This is a genomic window from Lichenihabitans psoromatis (assembly GCF_004323635.1).
Lineage (GTDB): Bacteria > Pseudomonadota > Alphaproteobacteria > Rhizobiales > Beijerinckiaceae > Lichenihabitans > Lichenihabitans psoromatis.
The window spans coordinates 1,192,501-1,216,005 of sequence record NZ_CP036515.1 but is presented as its reverse complement, the minus strand read 5'-3'; the positions used below and the strand labels follow the sequence as shown (position 1 = coordinate 1,216,005).

The window sequence follows — 23,505 nt, the reverse complement described above, 5'->3', positions numbered from 1 at the left end:
CTCGGTTCGGAACGACACCGACAGGTTCTCGACCCGCAGCACGGGCTCGGGCGTCGTCGGCGGGGTAGTCGCCAGATCAAGCACGGCCGGCCCTCACGCGGGGATCGAGCGACGCATAGACGATGTCGACGACCGCATTGGCCGCGACCACGAAGAAGGAGGCATACATGACGGTCGCCATAATCATCGGTAGGTCGAGATTGCCCAGCGCGTTGAAGGTCAGGAACCCGACGCCCTGCAGGCCGAAGACGATCTCGGTCAACAATGTGCCGCCTCCGACCAGCACGCCAAAATCCAGCCCGAACAACGACACGAAGGTGATGAGCGAGGTTCGCAGCGCGTGGCGAAATAGAATGCGGCTTTCGCTGAGGCCTTTGGCCCGCGCCGTGCGGATGAAGTCTTCTTGGTAGGCTTCGATCAGGCTGGCGCGCAGCACGCGGCCGTAGAGCCCGATATAGAGGATCGCGAGCGTGAACCAGGGAATCACCAGCGCCTTGAACCAGCCGACCGGATCATCGACCAGCGGCACGTAGCCGAGGGCCGGCACCCAGGAGAAGAGCCAGGTGTCGTGATAGCGGCTCTGGGTGATGAGATTGGCGACCTCGCCGACCCAGAAGACCGGCATGGAGATCCCGATGAGGCCGAGGATCATCAAGCCCTTGTCGAGGGCGCTGCCGCGCGTGACGGCGGCCAGCACGCCGATCAGGATCGAGAACACGACCCAGATGATCGCGGCGCCGATCAGCAGCGACATCGTGACCGGCACCGCATGCATGATGGACGGAATGACCTTTTGGCCGCGATTGACGAAGGATGTCAGATCGCCGGTGATGAAGAGCCGCTTCATCAAAAGCAGATATTGCACCCAGAGCGGCCGATCGAAGCCGAAATCGTGCCGCACGGCTTCCAGCACCTCGGGGGAGGCGTTGCGGCCCGCGATCCGCGCGGCCGGGTCGGTGCCGGGCGTCGCAAAAAAGATCAGGAAGACCAGGATCGAAATCCCGACCATGACGAAGAGCATGTCGCCGAGCCGGCGCAGCAACACGAAGCCCATCAGTCTCTCACCCGCAGCTTGGCGCGCGGATCAAGCGCATCGCGAACCCCATCGCCGAACACGTTGAGGGCCAGAACCGTGAGCACGATCGCGACGCCGGGCGCGATGGCGACGAGCGGGCGGGTGTAGAGCAGGCCCTGGCCGTCTTCGATGATGGTGCCCCAGGAGGCGGCCGGCGATTGCACGCCGATCGACAGGAAGGACAGCGCGCTTTCGATGATCATGTTGAGCGCGATGGTCAGCGGCGCGAAGACGATCAGGGTCGACATGATGTTGGGCAGGATATCCACCCAGAGAATGCGCCAGGGCGGCACGCCAAGCCCGGTCGCGGCCAGCACGAACTCGCTTTGCTTGAGTTGCAGCACCTGTCCACGGATCGGCCGCGCCACATAGGGCACATAGATAATGCCGATGATCGCGATGGGCAGCAGCAGACTGTCGGATGCGATCGAGACAGGGCCGATCGACAGGCCATGACCGATCGTCACGATCGAAAGCGAGATCGCGAGGAGATAGACCGGAAAGGCCCAGAGCACGTCGAGCAATCGCGACAGGACGACATCGGTCCAGCCGCCGAAGAAGCCAGCTACAATACCGACCAGCGCGGCCAGCACCAGGGTCAGCATGGTTGCGCTACCGGCTATGATGAGCGAATTTCGGCCGCCGTAGAGCAGCCGGGCCATGACGTCGCGACCTTGCGAATCCGCTCCAAAGAAATACTGCCCGGTCCAGGTCGGGCCGAGCGGGGTTGTGCCGAGTCCCAGACCCTCGGTTTCTGCCGCCATGATCGGCACCTCCTGGCCGTTGAGCGTGATCGATCCGCTCAAGTTCGACGCGAAGGGGTCGGTATGCGCCACGGCATTGGCGTAGAGCGGGGCCGCCACGCAGACCAGGATAATGAGCATGAGGGCCGCGAGGGCCGTCATGGCCGCATGATCGCGGCGAAGCTTTCGCATCGCCGTCGCCCAGGGGCCCCGATGAGCGCGCTGGCGGGTGGACGTCGCGGCCGAGGCCGCAACGTCGCCGGATGCGAGGGTCAAGGCTCGGTCGCCCTTACTTGACCCAGGCGGCCGAGAACAGCATGTGGAATTGGTCGGTGTAGACGAAATTGCCGACCCGCTTCGAGATGACGTCGATCTGTTTGGGCTGGAACAACGCGACGGCGGGTGCCGCGTCGGTGATTTCCTTGTCGATCTTGCCCCACATCTTGTTGGCGGCGGCGTCATCCGTGACGGCCGTCAGCATGGCCTGCTTCATCTCGGCATCGACGCCCTTGTCGCACCAGCCCGACATGTTGATCGACGAATCCGATCCGGGATGGAACGAGTCGCAGCCGAACAGCACGTTGAGGAAGTCCGAGGGAGCCGGGTAATCCTGATACCAATCGCTGACGCCGATCTGCATCTTGTTGTTGGTGTTCTGCAGATAGGTGAATTGGATGTTGTGCGACACGACCTTGAGGCTGGCGTCATAGCCGATGTCGCGCAACACGCCCTGCACATAGGTCGCAATCGCCTTCGGCACGGCCTTGTCGTCACCGATCAGGGTCACCTGCTGGCCTTTTGTGCCGCTTTCTTCGACCAGTTGCTTAGCCTTTTCGAGATCAGGCGCGGTCCATTTGGTGCCCGGGTTCAGCGTGTAGGGGCAATAATCTTCGTGACCCGCCATGCCGACCGGCAGTTGTTGGCAGAGAGGCGACGCAAGGTTCGGTCCGCCCCACAGGCCGACGACAGCCTTGCGGTCGATCGCATAGGCGACGGCCTGACGCGCCTTGATGTTGTTGAAGGGCGGCAAGTTGGTGTTCATCGGCAAGTAGTAATAGGCCAGCAGCGGGTGGATGCGGACCTGCTTGGCATATTTGCTGCCGAGTTCGCCCAACCGATCGCTCGGCGGCGGATCGAAGGTCCAGTCCGCTTGATCGTTCAGCACAGCCGTGAGGCCGGCCTGATCGTCGAGACCGAAGTTGTAGTCGATATCGTCGACGTAGCCGTCGGGCTGCGCGTCGACGCTGAACTCCTTAAAGTAGGGGTTCCGAACCAGCTTCATCCCGTGATCCGGATCGTAGCTCGTGATCATATAAGGCCCGGTCGCGACCGGCGGTGTCGTGCCGAGATCCTTCGCGACCGTGTCGGCCGGCAAGATGGTGGCATGCGGGACCGAGAGTTTGTAGAAGAACTCCGCATCCGGCTGGGTCAGGTGGAACGTGATGGTGCGGGCCTTGTCGTCGGCCACGACGCCGTCTTTCAACGTGCAGGTCGCGGCCTCCTTCAAGCAAGCATCGGCACCGACGATGCCGTTATAGAACGATCCGGCCGTCGGACTCGATACCTTGAAGATGCGCTGGAACGAGGCGACGACATCGGCGGGCGTGATGTCCTTGCCGTTTGAGAATTTCAAGCCATCGCGCAGCTTGAACACATAGGTCTTGCCGCCGTCTTCCGGCTTCGGCAGCGCCTCGGCAAGATCCGGCACGACCGTGTTGCTCTCCTTGCCCTCGACCTTCTTGAAACCGAGCAGCCCGTCATTCGTGACGTAGAAGATCGTCCAGAATTCCGTCTCGTAATTGATCTGCGGATCGATCGTCCCGGCAGAGCCGTGGGCGTTCAGCTTGAGCGTCCCGCCACGATGTTGGGTCATAAGATCGGCGCGCGTGTCGGCGGCGAGGACGGGGGTGGCGGCCAGAACACCCAGGGACAGGATGGTAGCGGAAAGAAGCGAAGTCAGGGTCATGAACGGTCCTTGTTGAACGAAGAAGCGGCCGATTGCCTAAAGATCAGTCATGGGCAGTCAGGAAAGCGCCGACGGTCGCCATGCAGGCGGCGCGTTCCTCGACATGCGGCATGTGGGAGGATTGCTCGAAGATCGTCCATCGCACGTCGGCGATGCGGTCGGCGAACGGTTGGACGGTCGCCGGCGTGGCTTCGTCGAAGCGGCCGGAGATCAGCAGGGTCGGTGCGACGATACGATCGAGCCGGTCGATCACGGTCCAGTCGCGGAGCGTGCCGATGACGTGGAACTCGTTCGGGCCGTTCATGGTCGAATAGACGGTCGGGTCCGACACCATCGCCTCGAAGGTGCGGACCACCTCGGCCGGCCACGGGTCCAGCCGGCACACATGGCGAACATAGAACGCCTGGGTGGCCGCGACGTAATCGGGATGATCCGTGGTCAGGTCCTGCTCGTGCAGCAGCAGCGTGGCCTGCAGCTCCGGCGGCAATTCGGCCCGGAGCCGGTTCGCCTCGCTGACCCAGAGCGCCATCGAGGCGGGCGAGTTGGCGATCACGAGAGCCCTAAGGCCGGCGGGGCGAAGCACTGCATGTTCGGCTCCCAGCATGCCGCCCCAGGATTGGCCGAGCAGGTGATAGCGATTCAAAAGACCGAGTTGCGTCAGGAGGTTGTCGAGTTCAGCCAGGAAGAAATCGACGGTCCAGAAATCGGCGCCGCGGTCGCGCAGATGGGTCGATCGGCCGTTGCCGATCTGATCGTAATGGATCACCGCGCGGCCGGTTAAGGCCAGATCCTTGTAGCTATCGACATAATCGTGTGTGCAGCCCGGCCCCCCATGGGCCACCACCAGCGGGGTCCTGCCGCTCGCGAGATCGCCGGTCACCCGGTACCACGTCGAAAACCCCCGGAAGGGCAGTTCGCCTTCGACTACCTGCATGTCACATCCATCATCATCGCGACTGATCGGTAGCAATCAACATGCCACACCGACCGTTTTTGAGACCGTTGAGGATGGGCGTTCAGGGCTTGGCGGGCGGCGTTACGTTGATCTCGATGGCGGAATAATAGGCCGCGAGATCGGCGATATCGACGTCGGTCAGTTTCTCCGCGATGACCGACATGATCTCGTTCTTGCGGGCGCCGCTCCGGTACGCCGTCAGGGACGTGATGAGATAAGGGTCGACCTGTCCGGCGAGATTGGGCGCTTCGGGCAGCTTGGATATGCCGTCGCGACCGTGGCAGCTGATACATTGCAGCGTCTTGATCTTCAGGGCTCCGGCTTTCGCGTCACCGTCGGCCCGGGCCAGAGATGATAACGATAGCAGGCCGACCACCAGACCAAGTGTCATTTGCCGCAGCGTGCGAGCCCTCATGCCAATTGTCCCTTCAGATCACAAAACAGGGTCGGGCAGCCTCCCTTGGGAAAACGGCCCGGCTCCTGATGGGTTGATGACGCCGCGTCGTGCGCCTGCGCCGATTAGGGCGTCTCGTAGGTGATCCGGTACACCGCGCCGGCAAGGTCGTCCGAAACCAGCAGCGAACCGTCCCGCATCTGTGCGACGTCGACCGGGCGGCCGGTATATTCACCATCCTCGTCGAGCCAACCCTCCGCGAACGGCTTTGAGCCCTCCGGCGCGGTGCCGTCCGCCGTGACTTTGGTGACCATCACGCGTGCGCCGACCGGCTCAGTGCGGTTCCACGACCCGTGTTGAGCCGAGAAGATCGCGCCCTGATACTCCTTCGGGAACATCTTGCCGGTGTAGACCATCATGCCGAGGTCGGCCGCATGCGCCGCTTCCTCGACAACCGGGAAGACCACATCGGCGGGCGGCGTCTCGTCTTTATATTCGACCGTGCGGGTGTGGCCGCCACCGTACCAGGGAAAGCCGAAGTTTTCGCCGGCCTTGGTGATGTGGTTGATCTCGCCCGCGGGCTGGTCATCGCCCATGCCATCGACCTGGTTGTCGGTGAACCAGAGGGTCTTGTCTTTCGGGTTGAAGTCCATCCCGACCGAGTTGCGGATGCCGTGGGCATAGACTTCGCGATTGCTGCCGTCGCGATCCATTCGGATGATGCCGCCCATTCCGGCCTTGTAGTAGATGTCGTATTTGTCCTTGGCATAGACGTTATAGGGCTGCCCAAGCGCGATATAGAGCTTGTTGTCCGGTCCGATGCGGCACACCCGTGCCGAATGGTTGAAGCTTTCTTCGGTGGACGGGATCAGGTCGCCCTGCTTGACCACAGTCGCGACCGCGACATCGGGGCTTTCATAGAAAAACTCGGCCGCCGGGAAGGCCAGCACGCGGTTCTGCTCGACGACGTGCAGAATGCCATCCTTCGAGAAACAGAGGCCGTTCGGGATCTTCATCTCGACCGTGGGCGCGAATTCTTTGACGTCATCCGCCATGCCGGTCTTCGCCCGATCAGTGAGGGCGTAGACCTTGGTTTTGCGCGTGCTGACGAAGGTCACGACGCCTTGCGGGCCGACCGCGATCATGCGCGCGTCTGGGACCTGGGCGTAGAGACTAATCTTGAAGCCCGGCGGCAGCTTGATGGTCGCGAGCGTCTTCTTGATCGCGTCGGCCTTGGGACCACCCTGCGGCACGACCGGAATCGTCTTGGCCCCGGTCGAATGGAAATCTTCGAGCTTCTTCATGCCGGCCGAATCCGCGCCATTGCTGGTCGGCGCGGCTGGGGTCGATGGATCGGCGGATTGAGCATAAGCGGTGGTGGCAGCCAGCAGGGCTCCCGCGGCGGTGGCCGCAAGCCAGATCGACTTCATGTGTGTCCTCCCTCGTTCGGCACTTGATGGCCGTCACGTGGCTCGGTGGCGCCGAGCTTAGGTCAGGTTACGTCGAACGCACCGGATGTACAGCGCCGATTCGCAGCCGCAGGCTCTCCAGCCCGTGGAAATGGTAGCGGTCATCATAAACCGGGGGCGCCGCCAGTTTCACCGTCGGCAGGCGCTCGAACAGGATCGGCAGAGCCACCTGCAGTTCGAGCCGCGCCAGCGGAGCGCCGATGCAGAAGTGAAGGCCGGCCCCGAACGCCACATGCGGCACGGTGGCGCGGTCTGGATCGAGCCGTTGCGGGTTGGGATACATGCTTGGATCGTGGTTGGCGGCGCCGATCAACAAGCCGATCCGGTCGCCGAGTTTCAGATCGACCCCGGCCACCGTCATCGGCTCTAACGCGTAACGCGAGAACATGTGAAGCGGCGGATCGAGCCGTAGCAATTCCTCGACGGTCGCGTTGGTTCGCTCCGGGCTGCCGAACAGATGCTTCGGATCGAGGGCCGAGCGCAGAATGGCGGCGACACCGTTGCCGATCGCATGAACGGTCGCCTCATGCCCCGCATTCAGCAGCAGAATCGCGGTGGTGACGAGCTCGTCCTCGCTCAGTCGGTCGCCGTCGGCTTCGGCGGCCAGCAGCAGCGTGAGGATGTCGTCGCCGGGCTTGCCTCGCCGCGCCGCCACATGCTCGCGCATAAAGGAACTGAACGCCAGCGTCGCCGCCACGGCACGGTCCTCGATGGCTCGCGTGCGGCCAAAGGCATACATCGCCACCATCTCGTGCGACCACCTCAGCAATTGCGGCGCGGCCTCGACCGGAACGCCGAGCATCTCGGCGATGATCGTCACCGGGATCGGCTCGGCAAAGGCCGGCAGAAGGTCGATGATGTCGCCCGAGAAGGCGTCGATCAGGCGGTGCGTCAGCGCTGCCACGCGCGGGCGGAGCCGTTCGACGGTGCGGGACACGAAAGCCCGGTTGACCAGCGCCCGCAGCCGGGTGTGGACGGGCGGCTCGCGCTCCAGCATCGAGTTGGACTCGAAGGCATAGAAGGGCTCGACGTGATCGGGGTGGTCCGGCCAACCCAGCGCAAAACGGCTCGCCACATGGGTGATCTCGCGGCCGAAACGCCGGTCGCGGAACAGGGCGCCGACCGCGCCGTGGCCGGTGAAGCACCACTGACCGTAATCCTCCCAGAAGAAGACCGGGCAGGCTGCGTGGATCGCCGCATAGGCGGGATAGGGGTCGCGAAAAAAGCCGGGATCGGATGGCGACAGCCAGACCCGCCGTGCCGCGGCGTCGATCCGGAGACTGGCGGGCAGATCGGCCGGGCTTGGGATCTGCGGACCGCCCATCAGCCGATCATCTCGTCCTGAAGGATGACATGCTGGTCATCGATCACGGCCCGCCACACCTGCCGGCCGCAGCGCACCGTGAGCCGATGGGTGCCGGCATCGTCTCCCTCGCCCGCCTCGACGAGACTCGTGACCTGACCAATGCGATTTTTCTGCCGGAACCGCTCGAGCGGTAGCCCAAATTTGGCCGCCAGCATTGCCGGATCGAGCAGATAATCGCCGTCCGGCCCCCGTTCCACCTGCATGTCTCGTCTCGATCCGTTAGCCTCAGGTCGCGCGGCCCACCATCCGCCCCGCGTCCGACCAGCAAAGCACGACGCGCGATCCCAGGCGCCGCGAACGACGTGCCGGGATGCGACCAGATGTCGTCAATGGCATGCCGGGTCCAGGTCCGGCAACCATCGGGGCACCCTTGTGGGCCGTGGCTTCGCGCGGTAAGGCGAGCGATACGAAGAACGGTCGTCTATGCGGCAGCGGAGGGGCAAGCTTGAAGGTTTCGTTGTTCATCAGCTGCTTCAACGACATGCTGTTTCCGCAGACCGGCCGAGCCGTCGTGTCGGTGCTCGAACGTCTCGGCCACGAGGTCGCGTTTCCGCTCGAACAGACCTGTTGCGGGCAGATGCACAACAACAGCGGCTATGGCCCCGAAGCGACCGCGCTGATGCGGCGTTTCGCCGATGTCTTCGCTGATGCCGAAACCATCGTGTGCCCCTCGTCCTCCTGCGTCGTGACGGTGCGGGTGGCCTATCCCCGGCTCGCGGCCGCCACGGGCGACCAGCAGCTGATCGCGCGGATCGCCGATCTCGGCGCACGAACCTTCGAGTTCGCCGAATTTCTGGTCAAAAAGCTCGGCATCGAGGATGTCGGCGCCTACTACCCGCATCGCGTGACCTATCATTCCACCTGCAACTCGTTGCGGGGCCTCGGCCTCGGTGATGCGGCGACCCGGCTGCTGTCGCATGTTCGAGGACTCGATTTCGTGGAACTGCCCCGTGCGGACGAATGTTGCGGCTTCGGCGGCACCTTCGCGATCAAGAATGCCGATACGTCGATCGCGATGCTGACCGACAAGCTTGCCGCGATCCGCGGCACACAAGCCGAGATTTGCACGGCGGTCGACAATTCCTGCCTGATGCATATCGCGGGTGGGTTGTCGCGCGAGCGGTCCGGCCGTCGCACGCTGCATCTCGCCGAAATCCTCGCATCGGTCGAAGGAGGCGTCGCCGCATGAGTGTCGACAGCCCCGGCATCATCGTCGAGCGGGCGTTTCCGGCCGCCGCGCGCGACGCGCTGCGCGACAGCCAACTCCGCCGCAACATCGGCAAAGCCACCAACACGATCCGGGCCAAACGCAAGGCGGTGGTGGCCGAAATGCCGGATTGGCAGGACCTGCGCGACGCCGGCTACGCCATCAAGCGCGACACCTTGCGTCACCTCGATCGCCATCTGCTGGCGCTTGAAGCCAGTGTCACGGCGGCGGGCGGCACGGTTCATTGGGCGCGCGATGGGGAAGAGGCGAACCGCATGGTCGGCGACATCCTGGCCGGGCATCAGGCCAAGGAGGTGCTGAAGATCAAGTCGTTGACAACCGACGAGATCGGCCTCAACGGCGCTTTATCGGCGCGCGGCATCGAGCCGATCGAGACCGATCTCGCCGAGGTCATCGTCCAGAAGGGGCATGATCGCTCGTCCCACATCCTGGTTCCGGCCATCCATCGCAACCGCGCCGAGATCCGCGAGATCTTCAAGCGGGAGTTGCCCGATACCGAGCATCTGACCGACGAGCCGCGCGACCTCGCCGACGCGGCCCGGCGCTACCTCCGCCAGAAATTCCTGACCGTGCCTTACGCGATCAGCGGCGCCAATTTCGCCGTGGCCGAGACCGGCTCGGTCGCGATCTTCGAATCCGAGGGCAATGGCCGCATGTGCCTGACCCTGCCGCGCGTGCTGATCTCGATCATGGGCATCGAAAAGGTCATCCCGCGCTGGGCCGATATGTCGGCTTTTCTGCAGTTGTTGCCGCGCTCGTCCACGGCCGAGCGGATGAACCCCTATAATTCCGTGTGGTCGGGCACGCGGGCCGGCGAGGGGCCGGAGGAGTTCCACCTCGTTCTGCTCGACAATGGCCGCAGCGACGTCTTGGCAGACGAGCCGGCGCGCGACACGCTGAATTGCATCCGCTGCTCGGCCTGCCTCAACATCTGTCCGGTCTATGAGCGGACCGGCGGTCGGGCCTACGGATCGACCTATCCCGGCCCGATCGGTGCGATCCTGACGCCGCAGATGAATGCGCCGCCGAGCCCGGCCGATAGTCTGCCGTTCGCCTCATCGCTCTGCGGCGCATGCTACGAGGTCTGCCCGGTCAAGATCGACATTCCCCGCATCCTCGTACATTTGCGCGGCAAGGTGGTGGCGGCGCGGGGCGCCAAGACCGCGCTCGATGGCGAAGCCTTGGTGATGGCCGCCATGGCCCGTGTGTTCGAAAACCCCCGCCTCTATGCCCTGGCCCACAAGGCGGCCGCGATCGGGCAGGTGCCCTTCATTCGCGACGGGGCCATCAAGTCCCTGCCGGGGCCGCTTGCGGGGTGGACCGCGATGCGGGATCTGACGCCCATCGCCAAGCAGTCGTTCCGCGAGTGGTGGAAGGCGCGCGATCGATGACGAGCGCCAAAGACACCATTCTGGGCCGCATCCGGCAGGCTCTGGTCGATGTTCCCGAAACCGAGGCCGGCCCAGAGGCGTGGCGCTTTCGCCAGCGATCCACCGAAGACCATTCGGCGCTGCTGGACCGCTTCACGGAGCGGGCACGTGGCTACAAGGTGAGGGTCGAACGCGCGACTCGCGCCGAAGCCCCCGCGCGGGCGGCCCGCATCCTTGCCGAAGCCGGTCTCGTCCGGCTCGCTCTGCCGGCGGATTTTCCCGTCGATCTCGCGCCCGAAGGGTTCGATCTGCTCCGTGACGACGGGCTCGACAATGCCACGATCGCGGCCTGCGACGGCGTGTTGACGACCTGCGCCTGCGCGATCGCCGAAACCGGAACCTTGGTGCTCGACCATGGCGTCGGCCAGGGCCGCCGCAAGCTGACGCTGTTGCCCGACTATCATCTCTGTTTCGTCGAGGCGTCGGCGATCCTCGGGCTGGTTCCCGAAGCGGTCGAGCGGATGCAGCCGTCGGTCGCGGCGGGCCGACCGCTGACCTTCATCTCGGGGCCGTCCGCGACGTCGGATATCGAGCTCAACCGGGTCGAGGGCGTCCATGGGCCGCGCACGCTCGTGGTCGTGATCCTCGACGAGGCGTTTCCCAACGAGACCGAAACCCACTAGGGTTTTGGCAGCAGCCGATCCCTTAGCCGCGTGACCCACCCTTGCCCGATCCCTCGGACCCTCATCGCGACATCGAGCTATTCGAGCCGGTTTATCGGCCGGACGTGCAGGTGCTGCCGCATCTGAGCGCGCCGATCGACGAGGGGCAGTTTTTCCCGAACCCGCCCCTGCGGTTCAGCGATATCTTGCAACGGGTCTTGATGGTCGCGGCCGTGATCCTGGCGGGGTTCATGCTGATCTTCGCGCGGGGCATCTTCTTTCACTGACGAGGGCGGTCGGCCAGCGGGCATATCGCGGCGCACCGCTCAAATCCCGGGACGAGATAACGTCGACAGCAGACGCGACGCGCTTGCACGGCCCCGACTTGGCGCATGTCGCTTTTCATGTGTGCGATGAGCGTGCGACCACCATCCGGCCAGGACGGGTCTGCCAGCAGCGCGTCGATCTCGTCCTGTCGCGGCGGCGCGCGGCGGACGGCCTCGCCCAACGCCCAGAACAGAGACCAGCCGGCATTTTCCCAGAGCAGGCGGCGCGACAATCCGGTGATGCCGCGCAGCGCCTCGATCATCGGAGCGACATGCCCCTCGAGCATCGGCGCCAGGGTCGCGCGGATACTCGGGGTTGCTTTGCCATCGGCGGCACGATCCATCCGGAACCGCAGTGGAACGCCACTCTCCGGGCAGAGGTCGAGCCGGAGGTCATCGATCCGCAACGGCAGCACCCGGTCGAGCGCCATGCCGGCCATGACTGAGGGGACGATTAAGCCGGAAAAATAGAATTGGCTCCAAAGCGACGCGGCCGCCGAGCGTTCGGCAACGCCGTGGTGCCGCCGAAAGCGATCGATGCAGGAGCTGAGTCTGTCGGAATCGAGCATCTCGGCGGCGGGCGTCCCAGCCGGTCCGATGACGAAGCGCTCCGCCAACCAGGCGAGGTCGCCAACAAAGACGTCGTCGAGGCTGGTCATGTCGCGTCTCTCATCCACATCGGCTCGCCTATCGCGCCGTGAAGCGCACCGGAACCGTCAGATTGACCCGGCCGCCCATCTCGGTCGGCGGGGCCGGCACCGGGCTGGCCCGCCGCACCATGGTGAGCGCCGCCTCGTCGAGGGCGCTGTCGCCCGATCCGCCCGCGAGGCTGGCCGACAGCACGCGACCGTTGCGGTCGACCGAGAAGGCAATCCGTACGGTCCCGCTGCCGCCAGGGGACGGGGGTTTGTAGGCGTTGAGATGCGCCACGACCTCGCCGCGCCACGATGACACCGAGGCACCCGACGACGCGCTACTGGCCGCTGCGGCCTGGGTCGCTTGTCCTCCGCTCTCCCGCGCCTCGGCTTGGTGCTGCGCCCGAGCTTGCTCGCGCGCCTCCGCCCTCGCCTTGCGAACCGCCTCGCGCCGCTTGGTCGCGACCTCGCGGGCCGCTGCCGCTTCGGCCAGCTTGCGCGGATCTGGTTTTGGTTTTGGTTTGGGTTTCGGTTTGGGCTGAGGCGGCGTCAGCACGGCGTCGCTTTTCTGCTCCTGGACCGGCAGACTGAGGGGCGGTGTCTCGATGGGCGGCTGTTCGACCGCTGGCGTCTCCAATGGTTTGGGAGCCTCCATCGGGGGATCGGGGGCTTGAACCGCAGGCGGCGGCTCGATGGGCGTCGGCTCCGACGGTGCGATCGGCGCTGGTGCCGCGGGCTCGGGAGTTGCTGCCGGCGGCGGAGTTGGCTCGGGTGCTGGTTCGGGTTGCGCCGCCTCTTGTGGCGTCGCGGTCTCGCCCGACGCCATACTGGCACTCGGCAGCGGCGCGCTCTGCGACACCGACACGGGCTCGAGATCGATCATGATGCCAAGGGGTGCATCCGGCGGCTCGCTTCGCACGATCTGATGGGTCAGCGCCCAATAGCCGGCGGCCGCATGTAATCCCGCCACCAGCACGATCGCGCCGCCCCAGCGAAGCGCCGCAGCGAAACGGCTCGATCCCTCCAGGCCATCCGGGTTCAAGGCGTTGCCGCCTGCAGCGGTCGAGCCGTCTGTGTGGCAGCCGGCGTTGCACCCGTATCCTCGAGGCCGACGAGTGCGACTTTGAGATAGCCGGCGCCGCGCAGCAGGTTCATGACCCCCATCAGATCGCCGTAGGAGATGGCCTGATCGGCGCGCACGAAAATGCGCCGCTCCCGGTCGCGACCCGTCTCGTTGTCGAGCCGGAGTTGGATCGCGCCGCGCGGCACAGTGTCGTCGCCGAGCGCCAGGGACAAATCTTGTCGGACCGTGAGGAACAGGGGCTTGTCGGGGCGCGGCTGGGGCTGCGCGTTAGAGGTTGGCAGATCCACCGCGACATCCACGGTCGAGAGCGGCGCTGCCACCATGAAGATGATGAGCAGCACGAGGGTGACGTCGATGAACGGCGTGACGTTGATGTCGGCGATTTCGCCGATCTCGTCACCCGGATCGCTGAGACGGACCGCCACGGGTCTACTCCGCCGCCAGGGGACGGCGACCCGAGTCGTGGGCCTCGCGCCGGTCGAGGTCGCGCGAGAGGTGACGCAGCACTTCGGCCGACGCATCCGCGAGGATCGCTTTATAGCCCGCGATCCCGCGCGCAAAACTATTGAAGATGATGACGGCCGGGATGGCGGCCACGAGGCCGATCGCGGTGGCCAGCAGGGCTTCGGCGATGCCGGGCGCCACCACGGCAAGATTTGTCGTATGGGCCTGACTGATGCCCACGAAGGCATTCATGATGCCCCAGACCGTGCCGAACAACCCGACAAACGGGGCGGTTGCGCCGATCGTCGCGATCAGCCCGGTGCCCTTGTTCATCGCCCGGCCTGCGCGGGCCTCGACGCGCGATAGCGCGATCGCGACCCGCTCCTTGATGCCGTCGGGCGGCAGATCGGCCGAGCGATCCCGCTCATGCTGAGCCGTATGGACCAGGGCCGCCACGGGTCCGCCGCGCAAGCTGCCGCTCTCCCGCTCGGTCGCGAGATCGGCGAGGCTGCGGGCTTCCAGTAGCGCACGCACGGCCCGTGTCGCGCGGTGGCGGGCCGCCGCCAAGGCGAGGCTCTTGGCGATCCAGATCGTCCAGGTCGCCAGCGACGCGAGAGCGAGCCCCACCATGATGGCTTTGACCACGATGTCGGCGTTCAGGAACATGGTCCAGGGCGACAGATCATGCGGCAAGCTGCCGATTCCCATCGTTGTGGGAGGCGTGGCTACGGGCGTTTGAGTCTCGAGCGGGATCGCGGGCGCGGTCGGGACGGTCGGCAGCGTCGGCGATGACAGCGCCGGCACGGCGGCCTCGGCGGGTGCGGCCTGCGTCTGCGCCATCACAATCCCGTCGCACGCGCCGCCGATCAGCAATCCAGCCAGCACGACGATTTTGAGCCGTGTCCGCCAGACCGAACGCATCGGCTGTGCCGTGAGCGTCGGCTGTCCGGTTGCGCTGTTGGCTGTCGGCTGAAGAGGGGTCTTGCTCATGGTCGAAGGTCGTCCTGTGAAAAGCCGTTTGCTGCGGTTCCGGCCCGTGCGGTGCTGAAGCGACGTGTCATGTCGAGGGCACTCGCCGCAGCAAGGTGATGACGAGGTAAGGGATCCCGATAAGGGCGGCCGCGAGGCCGGCCGGCACCTCGAACGGCGCGATCACGACGCGGCCGAGCCAATCGGCCAGCACCATGACCAAGCCGCCCGTCAGCGCCGAACCCGGCAGATGCGTGATGGCACGACGACATCCGAGGCGAAGCGCGAGATGCGGCCCCATGAGGCCGACGAAGGTCAGCGGGCCGACCGCAAGCACTGAGGCCGAGGTCAGCACCGAGGCCAAGGCCAGAATGCCGAAGCGAGCCGGGCCGGGGGCCGCCCCCAACGACCTTGCGACACCATCCCCGAGGGGCAGCAGATCGAGGCTTCGGGCGAACAGCAGCGCGAGCGGAATGAGGATCGCGGCGAGCAGCAGGGTGACACCGGCCGATGCGGTGTCGGCCGACGCCGACGAGCCGGCCATCCAGCCGAGCAGAATGGCGGAGCGGGGATCGTTTGCGGCGAGCGCGATCGCAATGATCGATTGCAGGGCCGCCCCTAACGACAGGCCGGTCAGCACCAGATGGCCGGGCGAGAACCCGGTCCGGCTGCCGCGCCAGATCAGGATCGCGGTCAAAGCGAAGGCTGCGGCCGAGCCGGCGATGAGAAGAAGCATGCGGGATGGGGAGGCGCTGACCACCAGCGCCACCGCGAGGCCGGCCACCACGGCGGCCCCGATGCCGAGAACTTCAGGGCTCGCCATCGGATTGCCGGTCGAGCGTTGCAGCAACGCGCCGGCGGTCGCCAGCATGGCGCCTGCCGCGAAGACCTCGATTGTGCGGGGCAGCCGCCACGGCGCGAGCGCCGCCCAATCGGCCGATGAGGCAATCGACCAGCCGGTCCCGACACGACCGACCAGGGTCGAGAAAGCGATGGCGGCCAGCACCACGACCGTGAGAACCAGCAGGACCCTGATCGCGGAGGTCTTGGCACGACCGCTCATGCCGATCGCCACCGCCGCCTCGGGCTCCGGCTTCAAGCGGGAGAGCAGCAGCAGCAAGAGCGGCGCAGCCAGCAGCGCCGTCACGGCGCCGGTCGGCAGGCTGATTCCGCCGAAACGGTCGAAGCCCTGGACCGCCTCGTCGACCAGCACCAGCAAGGCGGCGCCGATCAAGGCCGACAGGATCATGCGATGTCCGAGCGTTCGGGCGCCGGCCAGCCGCGCGATGAACGGCGCCGCGATCTCGACGAACCCGATCAGGCCTACGGCGGCCGTGACGCTGGCCGCAAGACAGACCGCGACGGTGAGGCAAAGGGTGCGAAAAAACGCCAGGGAGACGCCAAGGCCGCGCGTGCTGTCATCCGCCAAGCCAAGGAGGCGCATCGGCCGGAGCACCAAGGCGGCCGCAAGCGTAAAAACGAGAAGGCGCGGCCAGAGCGCGGCGGCGACCGACCAGTCCTGCTGGGCGAGCGATCCCCCGTCCCACAAAAAGATCGCGCCGATCTCCTCCTGATGGAAGAGCTTGAGCAGACCCCCGACCGCGCCGCAAAACAAGCCGACGAGAAGCCCCGCTAGAATCAATCCGAGCGAGGAGAAGCGCTGCCGCGCCGCGATGCCGAATGCGGTTGCGATCGCGAGGCCGGCTCCGACAAGTGCCACCACCTCATGCTGGTCGGCCAGCCATGCGGGCGCCAGCACCGTCGCGGCTAGGAGCGCCAGTTGCGCGCCCGCCGAGACGCCGAGCAGGATCGGCGAAGCCAACGGATTGCCGAGTACGTGTTGGAACATGGCGCCCGACAGCGCGAGGGCGCCCCCGCATATGGCGGCGACCGCCAGCCGGGGCAAGCTGCTGAAGTGGAACACCAAGGCGTCGGCATTGCCGGCTGACGGGTGGATCGCGGCCCCGATCCACGCCGCGGGGGCCAGTTGGTGGGAGAAGCGCAAGGCGACAAGCACGAGGGCCGCGAGGCAGAGCGCGGCCGTGAGAGCGTCGGCCCGCCAAGACGTTCGATCAACCCGCATGGGCGCCTCCGTCCGGCGCGAGCGCGTCGGCGAGGAGATCGGCGCAGCGCGCCGCCGCTGTCATGTCCCCGAAAGCCCAGACGGGAGGGACGCTGTTGACGCGATTTCGGCCGGCCGCGATCAGGCTCGTCCACAGCCCGGGCCAATCGAGGGACGCGCGGGCCGCGGGCGGGGTCGGCTCGATCACCAGGATGTCGCAATCGACGCCATCCAGCATCGCTTCGATGCCGACAGTCGCAAAACCCCACGGGTTGGTGTCGCGCATCCATGCGGGCGTGAGCCCGACCCGTCGCGCCACATCCTCGAACAGGCTGCCGGCGCCGTAGACGCGAAGGTGGCGTGCGTCCACGAAGTTGACCGGCAGGATGGGGCGGCGACGACCTGTGCTGGCGAGCCGCCTGCGTGCGGCCTCGAATCGCGTGTCCGCATGGGCGAGCATCGCCTCGGCTTGGTTGGCGCGGTCGAGGAGAGCGCCGAGAGCGCGCGTGGTCGCGATGGCGCGCTCGATCGGCCGATGTTGGGGCGTATAGATCACATTCGAAAAGCAGGGCGCGATCGTCTCGAGACGCGGCCGCTCGCTCTCGTTGAGGGCATTGATCAGGATCAAGCCGGGGCGCAGCGCCGTCAGCATTTCCAGATTGGGCGCGGTGCGGAGGCCGAGCTCGGCGACCTCGGGCGGTAGCGCGGGTGCGCCGACCCATCGCCGATAGGCTTCCCGCTCGGCAACGCCGACGAGATCGGCCTCGAGCGCGACGGCGGTTGCGGCGAGCGCCCAATCCAGCGCCACGACGGTCGGGGCGGGATGCGACGCATCCGCCCGGCCTGGGCCGGTCGCGCCAAGGCTCGTCAGGGCGGCGATGCCGCCGCCGATCGCCGCCCTCCGGCTCAAGGGTCGAGACCCACGCATCAGGCCGGCATGCCGAACGTCGCGCCGCTGGCCGGGTCGGTCAGGACCCGCATCGGGATGTCGTAGATGCTTTGCAGCACATCAGGCCGCATGATCGCGGAAGGGGCGCCCTGGACCGCGACGGTGCCGGCCCGCAGCGCCACGATCTCGTCGCAGAACCGAGCCGCCATGTTGATGTCATGCAGCACCAGGATCACGCCCGCATTGCGGATGGCACAGAGCGAGCGCAGCACGCCCAGCACCTCGATCTGATGGGCGAGATCGAGCGCCGCGATCGGCTCGTCGAGCAGCAGGAAGCCGCTGTCCTGCGCGATCAGCATGGCGATCCAGACGCGTTGGCGCTCCCCGCCCGACAGGTGATCGATCAGGCGATCGGCGAAAGGCGCGGTCCCGGACAGGCGCATGGCCTCGGCGATGGCGGCATGGCCGGAGGCGCCGATGCGGCCGAGTGGGCCGTGCCACGCATAGCGGCCGAAAGCCACGAGTTCCCGGCCAGTCAGCCCCGTCTGCATCGGAATGGCTTGCGGCAGGTAGGCGACTTGCCGGGCGAAGGCCCGCGCGCCTAAGCCGGGAAGCGCCGCGTCACCGAGCATGATCCGGCCGACGGTCGGCTGGATCTGGCGCGCCAACAGTTTCAGCAGCGTCGACTTGCCCGAGCCATTATGCCCGATGATGCCGACCATCCGGCCGCGCGGAAATGCGAGATCGACGGGCGATAAAACTGAGCGCCCCTCGATCGTCAGGCCCGCACCGTCGGCGCGCAGCAACGGCGCAGGGGCGTCCAACGCCTCGCCCCGCACCGCGACCGCACCGCGCAGTGCGCGAGCTACCATCACCAACGATAGGCCAGCGACGCCGTAATCTTGCGGCGATCGCCATAGAAGCAGGCCGATGTGCTGGAGCACGACCCCACATAGGTCTCGTCTGTAAAGTTCGAGACGTTCAGGGCGGCACGCCAATGATCGCGATCGTAGTGAATCGCCGCATCGCCGAGCAGATAGGACGGCACCTGGAACAGGTTGGCGGCATCCGCATAGGAGCGGCCGACGTAACGCGCGCCAGCACCGAAGCCGAGGCCGCGGAAATTGCCGTCCTGCACGGTGTAGTCGAGCCACAGTGAGCCGAATTGCTCGGGCGTGTTGGTCGGCAGCTTGCCGATATTGGCCGGGTTCAGGTCGCGGGTGATCGACAGGTCGTAGACCGTATAGGCGCCGATCAGGCTGAGGCCGTCCGCCAAGGTCGCGGTGGCGTCGAGTTCGAGTCCGCGCGATCGCTGCTGTCCGGTCTGCACCGAATTCAGGACGTTGTTCGGGTCCGTCGTCAGCACGTTGTCGCGGGTCAGGTTGAAGAAGGCGATGCTGGCCGTCACCGGCAGGACCGGCGACTGATACTTCAGGCCCACTTCCTCCTGCTCGCCATGTTCGGGGCTATAGGGCTTGCTCGTGGCCGTATTGGTGCCGACGATCGGGCTGAAGGATGTCGAGTAGCTGACGTAGGGCGCGAGGCCGAAATCGAGATTGTAGATCGCGCCGACCTTGCCCGAAAAGGCGCTTTCGTTGCTATCGGTGCTGCTGGCGAGCGCCAGCTTGTTGGTGAAATTGGTGTTGACGTAATCCTGCCGCCCGGACAGCACGAGGGTCAGGCGATCGAGCTTGATCTGATCCTGCGCGTAGAGCCCGACCTGATCCTGGATCGTGTTCGAGGCGATGTAGCGCGAGCTCGGCGGCGTCGACGCCGCATAGACCGGGTTGAGCAGGTTGAGCGGAGTGCCGAAGACGAACCCTTGGGTGTCCTTCAGGTCGTAGTGTTTCAGATCGAGGCCGAACAGCGCGATATGCTGCAACGCATAGGTGTTGAAGCGCACCTCGGTTTGGTTGTCGGCCTCCGCCATATCGACGCTGGGCCGCGTCACGAAATTATAGCGCTGCAGTTCGGCGCTCGTCGCGGTCGGGGTGCTGGCGTAGCCGCCGCCGTAAACCGATTGAAAGTTCACGTCGAGATGGCTGTAGCGCACGTTCTGACGGAACGTGACGTTCGGGTTGAAAATATGCTCGAACTCGTAGCCGAGCATCGTCTGGTCGCGCGTGAACCGATCGGAACTTGGATCGCCGGTGAAGAGATGCGTCGGAATGCGGCCGAACGGCGCCGCGACCACGGTACCCTGATAGGGCAGGAAGTTCTGGCTGTTGGTATAATCGTGCTGATACTGCGCCAGCAGTGTCAACGTGGTGCCGTCGCCGGTCCCATAGGTCAGGCTGGGGGCCACGAAGGCGCGGTCGTTGCTGGTATGGTCGGTTTGCGTGTCGCCGATCCGGCCGATGCTGTTGAAGCGATAGGACCATTGGCCCTTGTCGCCCGCGACGCCGCCGAGATCCACCGCGCCATAGACGTTGCCATATTGATTGACGCCGCCCTCGACAGTGCCGAACGTCGTGAAGGTGGGTCGCTTGCTCACCGCGTTGATGAGGCCGCCCGGATCGCCGCCGCCATAGAGGGTCGCGGCCGGACCGCGCACGATCTCGATCCGCTCAAGGTTCCAGGGCTCCAGCTTCCAGGTCGCAAAGGCCGACGAATAAAGCTGCAGCCCATCCAGATAATAGCCGGTCGTCTGTTCGGTGAAGCCCCGGATCAGGAACCAATCGTTTCGGCTATCCGATCCGAAGGTCTGCGAGTGGATACCGGGCGAATAGCGGGTCGCCTCATCGATGCTGGTGGCCCGTTGATCGCGGATTTGCTGCGCGCCGACGACCGCGATGGCTTGCGGTGTTTCGATCAGGGGCGTCGAGGTCTTGGTGCCGGCGGCACTCTGGGTCGCCACATAGCCGTCGATCGGGCCCGTTGCGCTTTGGACTGCTTTGCCTTTGACCTCGACGGTGTCGAGTTCGACGGTTCTCCCGACAGCCGTCTGGGGTTGCGGGACGGCCGTCTGGGCCGAGACTGCGGTCGAGCCGAGCACGAGCATGACGGCGACGGGTCGCCCCCAGAGTGTCGCGGAGGCACGGCGCCTCGGCAGCGTCGACCGTCCATTTTTTCGCTTCGGCCGTCATGGAAATTCCCAGTTTTGATCGACTATAAACTGTCGTAGATCTTCAGTCGGGAGTGTTACTTTCAACAATGAGGCCAGAGATCAATCTATAATTCGGGAAAAATCGGCGATCGTCTTACGAAGACGCAATAAAAGCACAAGGTTTAATTCGAGTAATTCTAAAGCGTTATTGTTCTAGTTCTAAGCTGGCCGGGCGTGCGCATGCGGGAACATCCTGATGACGGCGATCAGGGACCGCTCAATCGAGGGACGACAACGTCAGCGACATGAGCAAAGGCTGCCGCGCTCGCGATGAGCAACGGTTCTGCGTTGGTCTCAGTGAAGCGGCGGCGTGGGTGCAGGCCCGTTGCGCGGCCATGATTGTCGTGCGGTCTGTCAAGAGAGCTTCATGCAACCCTGCTATCCAGTCCGGCTGGGCCGATTGTGTTGACAGGCTCGGCGGCTTTCCCTAGAAGACGGTCATCGACGGCGGGGCCAACGAGGTTTGGTTCTGCGGCGGCGATGATCCATCTTCTGCATTATTTTGTAGGGGTAGCGACCGGGTAGGGCCCTGGGGTGCTGGATTTTGTCGTTTGGGTATTTTGGTCTTTGGGCTGGGGTGCTTTTCGTCTTGAGTTTCGCTGTTTGACATTTGAATCGGAAGAAAGAGAAACGTAGGCGGCGTCTGATATCCTTGCGGATCGAGCAATCGATCGAATGGGATAATCTGGCGGTCTACGTTACATCTGGGTTTCTTGGGATTTGGCTTAGTTTTGCTAGGTTGGGTTTTGAGAGATCTGGGTTACTCGTCAAGAGAGACCTCTGTGAAGGGGTGTAATGATGACTTAGCCGGAGCAAATTCTCTGTGGTTTCTTTATTGAAGCCTACAACTTGAGAGTTTGATCCTGGCTCAGAACGAACGCTGGCGGCAGGCTTAACACATGCAAGTCGAACGCACCGCAAGGTGAGTGGCAGACGGGTGAGTAACACGTGGGAACATACCCTTCGGTTCGGAATAACTTGGGGAAACTTAAGCTAATACCGAATACGGCCTGAGGGCGAATGATTTATCGCCGAAGGAATGGCCCGCGTCCGATTAGCTAGTTGGTGTTGGTAACGGCTCACCAAGGCGACGATCGGTAGCTGGTCTGAGAGGATGACCAGCCACATTGGGACTGAGACACGGCCCAAACTCCTACGGGAGGCAGCAGTGGGGAATATTGGACAATGGGCGCAAGCCTGATCCAGCCATGCCGCGTGAGTGATGAAGGCCTTAGGGTTGTAAAGCTCTTTCGCACGCGACGATAATGACGGTAGCGTGAGAAGAAGCCCCGGCTAACTTCGTGCCAGCAGCCGCGGTAATACGAAGGGGGCTAGCGTTGTTCGGATTAACTGGGCGTAAAGGGCGCGTAGGCGGGTTTTTAAGTCAGAGGTGAAATCCCAAGGCTCAACCTTGGAACTGCCTTTGATACTGGAAGTCTTGAGTCCGGGAGAGGTGAGTGGAACTGCGAGTGTAGAGGTGAAATTCGTAGATATTCGCAAGAACACCAGTGGCGAAGGCGGCTCACTGGCCCGGTACTGACGCTGAGGCGCGAAAGCGTGGGGAGCAAACAGGATTAGATACCCTGGTAGTCCACGCCTTAAACGATGGGTGCTAGCCGTTAGGCTGCTTGCAGCTTAGTGGCGCAGTTAACACTTTAAGCACCCCGCCTGGGGAGTACGGTCGCAAGATTAAAACTCAAAGGAATTGACGGGGGCCCGCACAAGCGGTGGAGCATGTGGTTTAATTCGAAGCAACGCGCAGAACCTTACCAGCTTTTGACATGTCCAGTATGGTTTTCAGAGATGAGATCCTTCCCGCAAGGGGCTGGAACACAGGTGCTGCATGGCTGTCGTCAGCTCGTGTCGTGAGATGTTGGGTTAAGTCCCGCAACGAGCGCAACCCACGTCCTTAGTTGCCATCATTCAGTTGGGCACTCTAGGGAGACTGCCGGTGATAAGCCGAGAGGAAGGTGTGGATGACGTCAAGTCCTCATGGCCCTTACAGGCTGGGCTACACACGTGCTACAATGGCGGTGACAATGGGATGCTACGGGGCGACCCCGCGCAAATCTCAAAAAGCCGTCTCAGTTCGGATTGCACTCTGCAACTCGAGTGCATGAAGTTGGAATCGCTAGTAATCGTGGATCAGCACGCCACGGTGAATACGTTCCCGGGCCTTGTACACACCGCCCGTCACACCATGGGAGTTGGTTTTACCCGAAGGCGTTTCGCTAACCGCAAGGGGGCAGGCGACCACGGTAGGGTCAGCGACTGGGGTGAAGTCGTAACAAGGTAGCCGTAGGGGAACCTGCGGCTGGATCACCTCCTTTCTAAGGATGGCTGTTCAGACGATCCTGGTTTTCGGACCGGGTGGCGCTCTTCGGCTGTTTTAGAATCAACGACCAGTCATGGTCGGCAATGCGGGATGTCGGCGCCGTCTAACGTTTCTCTTTCTTCCATTGATATGCGGGACCGCTGGTCCGGTTTGAGGCCTCTGTCGCAAGATGGGTTGTCTCGCTGGGCGGCGGGGATCAGGTTCGGGCTTGTAGCTCAGTTGGTTAGAGCGCGCGCTTGATAAGCGTGAGGTCGGAAGTTCAAGTCTTCCCAGGCCCACCATGTTGACGTTGAGGCCGGGGCGGTTTGGCTGTTGGCTTTGATGGAACGGAACGGGGCCTTAGCTCAGCTGGGAGAGCGCCTGCTTTGCAAGCAGGATGTCGTCGGTTCGATCCCGTCAGGCTCCACCATTCGCTTTGGCCGACGTT

20 protein-coding genes, 2 tRNA genes and 1 rRNA gene are annotated in these 23,505 nt (G+C 64.5%); 7 read left to right on the top strand and 16 right to left on the bottom strand.

What is annotated here, in order from left to right; translation table 11 throughout:
• Window positions 1-76 precede the first annotated feature (76 nt).
• From EY713_RS05670 to EY713_RS05635, 8 genes are all read right to left on the bottom strand, one after another.
• Window positions 77-1,054, bottom strand: coding sequence for an ABC transporter permease (locus EY713_RS05670; protein WP_131113952.1), 978 nt, complete (start codon window positions 1,052-1,054; stop codon window positions 77-79).
• The gene (locus EY713_RS05665; RefSeq protein ID WP_245572905.1) at window positions 1,054-2,094 is read right to left on the bottom strand and encodes an ABC transporter permease; all 1,041 of its coding nucleotides are present in this window, start codon (window positions 2,092-2,094) and stop codon (window positions 1,054-1,056) included. The genes EY713_RS05670 and EY713_RS05665 overlap by 1 nt, the downstream gene beginning before the upstream one ends.
• 13 nt (window positions 2,095-2,107) lie before the next feature.
• Window positions 2,108-3,784 carry an ABC transporter substrate-binding protein gene (locus tag EY713_RS05660; protein WP_131113951.1) on the bottom strand — a complete coding sequence of 559 codons (1,677 nt, stop codon included), beginning with the start codon at window positions 3,782-3,784 and terminating at the stop codon, window positions 2,108-2,110.
• Window positions 3,785-3,827: 43 nt separating this feature from the next.
• The gene (locus tag EY713_RS05655; protein WP_131113950.1) at window positions 3,828-4,718 is read right to left on the bottom strand and encodes a proline iminopeptidase-family hydrolase; all 891 of its coding nucleotides are present in this window, start codon (window positions 4,716-4,718) and stop codon (window positions 3,828-3,830) included.
• Between the two features lie 82 nt (window positions 4,719-4,800).
• Window positions 4,801-5,154, bottom strand: a complete 354-nt coding sequence (locus tag EY713_RS05650) for a c-type cytochrome (protein WP_425374336.1) — start codon at window positions 5,152-5,154, stop codon at window positions 4,801-4,803.
• A gap of 104 nt (window positions 5,155-5,258) precedes the next feature.
• Window positions 5,259-6,563, bottom strand: a complete 1,305-nt coding sequence (locus EY713_RS05645) for a PQQ-dependent sugar dehydrogenase (protein ID WP_131113949.1) — start codon at window positions 6,561-6,563, stop codon at window positions 5,259-5,261.
• Window positions 6,564-6,630: 67 nt separating this feature from the next.
• Window positions 6,631-7,926, bottom strand: coding sequence for a cytochrome P450 (locus EY713_RS05640; protein ID WP_131113948.1), 1,296 nt, complete (start codon window positions 7,924-7,926; stop codon window positions 6,631-6,633).
• On the bottom strand, window positions 7,926-8,171 hold the full coding sequence (locus EY713_RS05635; protein ID WP_131113947.1) for a DUF6522 family protein: 246 nt from the start codon (window positions 8,169-8,171) through the stop codon (window positions 7,926-7,928). The genes EY713_RS05640 and EY713_RS05635 overlap by 1 nt, the downstream gene beginning before the upstream one ends.
• Window positions 8,172-8,413: 242 nt before the next feature.
• On the opposite strand from EY713_RS05635, the gene EY713_RS05630 reads away from it, so the two are divergent.
• The 4 genes from EY713_RS05630 to EY713_RS05615 are packed head-to-tail and all read left to right on the top strand — an operon-like array spanning window position 8,414 to window position 11,515.
• Entirely contained in the window at window positions 8,414-9,157 is a 744-nt protein-coding gene (locus EY713_RS05630) for a (Fe-S)-binding protein (protein WP_131113946.1), read from the top strand.
• On the top strand, window positions 9,154-10,587 hold the full coding sequence (locus EY713_RS05625) for a lactate utilization protein B (RefSeq protein ID WP_131113945.1): 1,434 nt from the start codon (window positions 9,154-9,156) through the stop codon (window positions 10,585-10,587). The genes EY713_RS05630 and EY713_RS05625 overlap by 4 nt, the downstream gene beginning before the upstream one ends.
• On the top strand, window positions 10,584-11,249 hold the full coding sequence (locus EY713_RS05620) for a LutC/YkgG family protein (RefSeq protein ID WP_131113944.1): 666 nt from the start codon (window positions 10,584-10,586) through the stop codon (window positions 11,247-11,249). The genes EY713_RS05625 and EY713_RS05620 overlap by 4 nt, the downstream gene beginning before the upstream one ends.
• Window positions 11,250-11,290: 41 nt before the next feature.
• Window positions 11,291-11,515, top strand: coding sequence for a hypothetical protein (locus EY713_RS05615; RefSeq protein ID WP_131113943.1), 225 nt, complete (start codon window positions 11,291-11,293; stop codon window positions 11,513-11,515).
• On the opposite strand, the gene fhuF is transcribed toward EY713_RS05615, so the two are convergent.
• The 8 genes from fhuF to EY713_RS05575 all read right to left on the bottom strand — a co-directional run bounded on the left by fhuF (window position 11,509) and on the right by EY713_RS05575 (window position 20,638).
• On the bottom strand, window positions 11,509-12,213 hold the full coding sequence (gene fhuF / locus EY713_RS05610; RefSeq protein ID WP_131113942.1) for a siderophore-iron reductase FhuF: 705 nt from the start codon (window positions 12,211-12,213) through the stop codon (window positions 11,509-11,511). The genes EY713_RS05615 and fhuF overlap by 7 nt on opposite strands.
• A 28-nt stretch (window positions 12,214-12,241) precedes the next feature.
• Window positions 12,242-13,231 (bottom strand): cell envelope integrity protein TolA, encoded by a 990-nt coding sequence (gene tolA / locus EY713_RS05605; protein WP_131113941.1) that lies wholly within the window; start codon window positions 13,229-13,231, stop codon window positions 12,242-12,244.
• On the bottom strand, window positions 13,228-13,698 hold the full coding sequence (exbD, locus tag EY713_RS05600) for a TonB system transport protein ExbD (RefSeq protein ID WP_245572904.1): 471 nt from the start codon (window positions 13,696-13,698) through the stop codon (window positions 13,228-13,230). Before exbD ends, tolA begins: the two co-directional genes overlap by 4 nt.
• Window positions 13,699-13,702: 4 nt before the next feature.
• Window positions 13,703-14,638, bottom strand: coding sequence for a tonB-system energizer ExbB (exbB, locus tag EY713_RS05595; RefSeq protein WP_131119305.1), 936 nt, complete (start codon window positions 14,636-14,638; stop codon window positions 13,703-13,705).
• A 136-nt stretch (window positions 14,639-14,774) separates the two neighbouring features.
• Window positions 14,775-16,769, bottom strand: a complete 1,995-nt coding sequence (fhuB, locus tag EY713_RS05590) for a Fe(3+)-hydroxamate ABC transporter permease FhuB (protein ID WP_131113939.1) — start codon at window positions 16,767-16,769, stop codon at window positions 14,775-14,777.
• Complete coding sequence (locus EY713_RS05585) at window positions 16,759-17,658, bottom strand: ABC transporter substrate-binding protein (protein WP_165491041.1); 900 nt, start codon at window positions 17,656-17,658, stop codon at window positions 16,759-16,761. The genes fhuB and EY713_RS05585 overlap by 11 nt, the downstream gene beginning before the upstream one ends.
• Window positions 17,659-17,675: 17 nt before the next feature.
• Complete coding sequence (locus EY713_RS05580; protein WP_131113937.1) at window positions 17,676-18,509, bottom strand: ABC transporter ATP-binding protein; 834 nt, start codon at window positions 18,507-18,509, stop codon at window positions 17,676-17,678.
• The gene (locus tag EY713_RS05575) at window positions 18,509-20,638 is read right to left on the bottom strand and encodes a TonB-dependent siderophore receptor (RefSeq protein WP_131113936.1); all 2,130 of its coding nucleotides are present in this window, start codon (window positions 20,636-20,638) and stop codon (window positions 18,509-18,511) included. The genes EY713_RS05580 and EY713_RS05575 overlap by 1 nt, the downstream gene beginning before the upstream one ends.
• Window positions 20,639-21,588: 950 nt before the next feature.
• On the opposite strand from EY713_RS05575, the gene EY713_RS05570 reads away from it, so the two are divergent.
• The 3 genes from EY713_RS05570 to EY713_RS05560 all read left to right on the top strand — a co-directional run bounded on the left by EY713_RS05570 (window position 21,589) and on the right by EY713_RS05560 (window position 23,487).
• A 16S ribosomal RNA gene (locus EY713_RS05570) occupies window positions 21,589-23,073 on the top strand.
• Window positions 23,074-23,282: 209 nt separating this feature from the next.
• Window positions 23,283-23,359: transfer RNA gene (locus tag EY713_RS05565), tRNA-Ile, on the top strand.
• 52 nt (window positions 23,360-23,411) lie between these two features.
• Window positions 23,412-23,487 (top strand) — tRNA-Ala (locus EY713_RS05560).
• Window positions 23,488-23,505: the final 18 nt, after the last annotated feature.

What these genes read in the sequence shown, in the direction of transcription:
- exbB (WP_131119305.1), bottom strand. Translation starts at nt 14,638, where the DNA reads ATGCGTTCGGTCTGGCGGACACGGCTCAAAATCGTCGTGCTGGCTGGA.
- EY713_RS05660 (WP_131113951.1), bottom strand. Translation starts at nt 3,784, where the DNA reads ATGACCCTGACTTCGCTTCTTTCCGCTACCATCCTGTCCCTGGGTGTT.
- EY713_RS05645 (WP_131113949.1), bottom strand. Translation starts at nt 6,563, where the DNA reads ATGAAGTCGATCTGGCTTGCGGCCACCGCCGCGGGAGCCCTGCTGGCT.
- EY713_RS05620 (WP_131113944.1), top strand. Translation starts at nt 10,584, where the DNA reads ATGACGAGCGCCAAAGACACCATTCTGGGCCGCATCCGGCAGGCTCTG.
- EY713_RS05625 (WP_131113945.1), top strand. Translation starts at nt 9,154, where the DNA reads ATGAGTGTCGACAGCCCCGGCATCATCGTCGAGCGGGCGTTTCCGGCC.
- EY713_RS05650 (WP_425374336.1), bottom strand. Translation starts at nt 5,154, where the DNA reads ATGAGGGCTCGCACGCTGCGGCAAATGACACTTGGTCTGGTGGTCGGC.
- EY713_RS05575 (WP_131113936.1), bottom strand. Translation starts at nt 20,638, where the DNA reads ATGCTCGTGCTCGGCTCGACCGCAGTCTCGGCCCAGACGGCCGTCCCG.
- EY713_RS05640 (WP_131113948.1), bottom strand. Translation starts at nt 7,926, where the DNA reads ATGGGCGGTCCGCAGATCCCAAGCCCGGCCGATCTGCCCGCCAGTCTC.
- fhuF (WP_131113942.1), bottom strand. Translation starts at nt 12,213, where the DNA reads ATGACCAGCCTCGACGACGTCTTTGTTGGCGACCTCGCCTGGTTGGCG.
- EY713_RS05670 (WP_131113952.1), bottom strand. Translation starts at nt 1,054, where the DNA reads ATGGGCTTCGTGTTGCTGCGCCGGCTCGGCGACATGCTCTTCGTCATG.
- fhuB (WP_131113939.1), bottom strand. Translation starts at nt 16,769, where the DNA reads ATGCGGGTTGATCGAACGTCTTGGCGGGCCGACGCTCTCACGGCCGCG.
- EY713_RS05580 (WP_131113937.1), bottom strand. Translation starts at nt 18,509, where the DNA reads ATGGTAGCTCGCGCACTGCGCGGTGCGGTCGCGGTGCGGGGCGAGGCG.
- EY713_RS05655 (WP_131113950.1), bottom strand. Translation starts at nt 4,718, where the DNA reads ATGCAGGTAGTCGAAGGCGAACTGCCCTTCCGGGGGTTTTCGACGTGG.
- EY713_RS05635 (WP_131113947.1), bottom strand. Translation starts at nt 8,171, where the DNA reads ATGCAGGTGGAACGGGGGCCGGACGGCGATTATCTGCTCGATCCGGCA.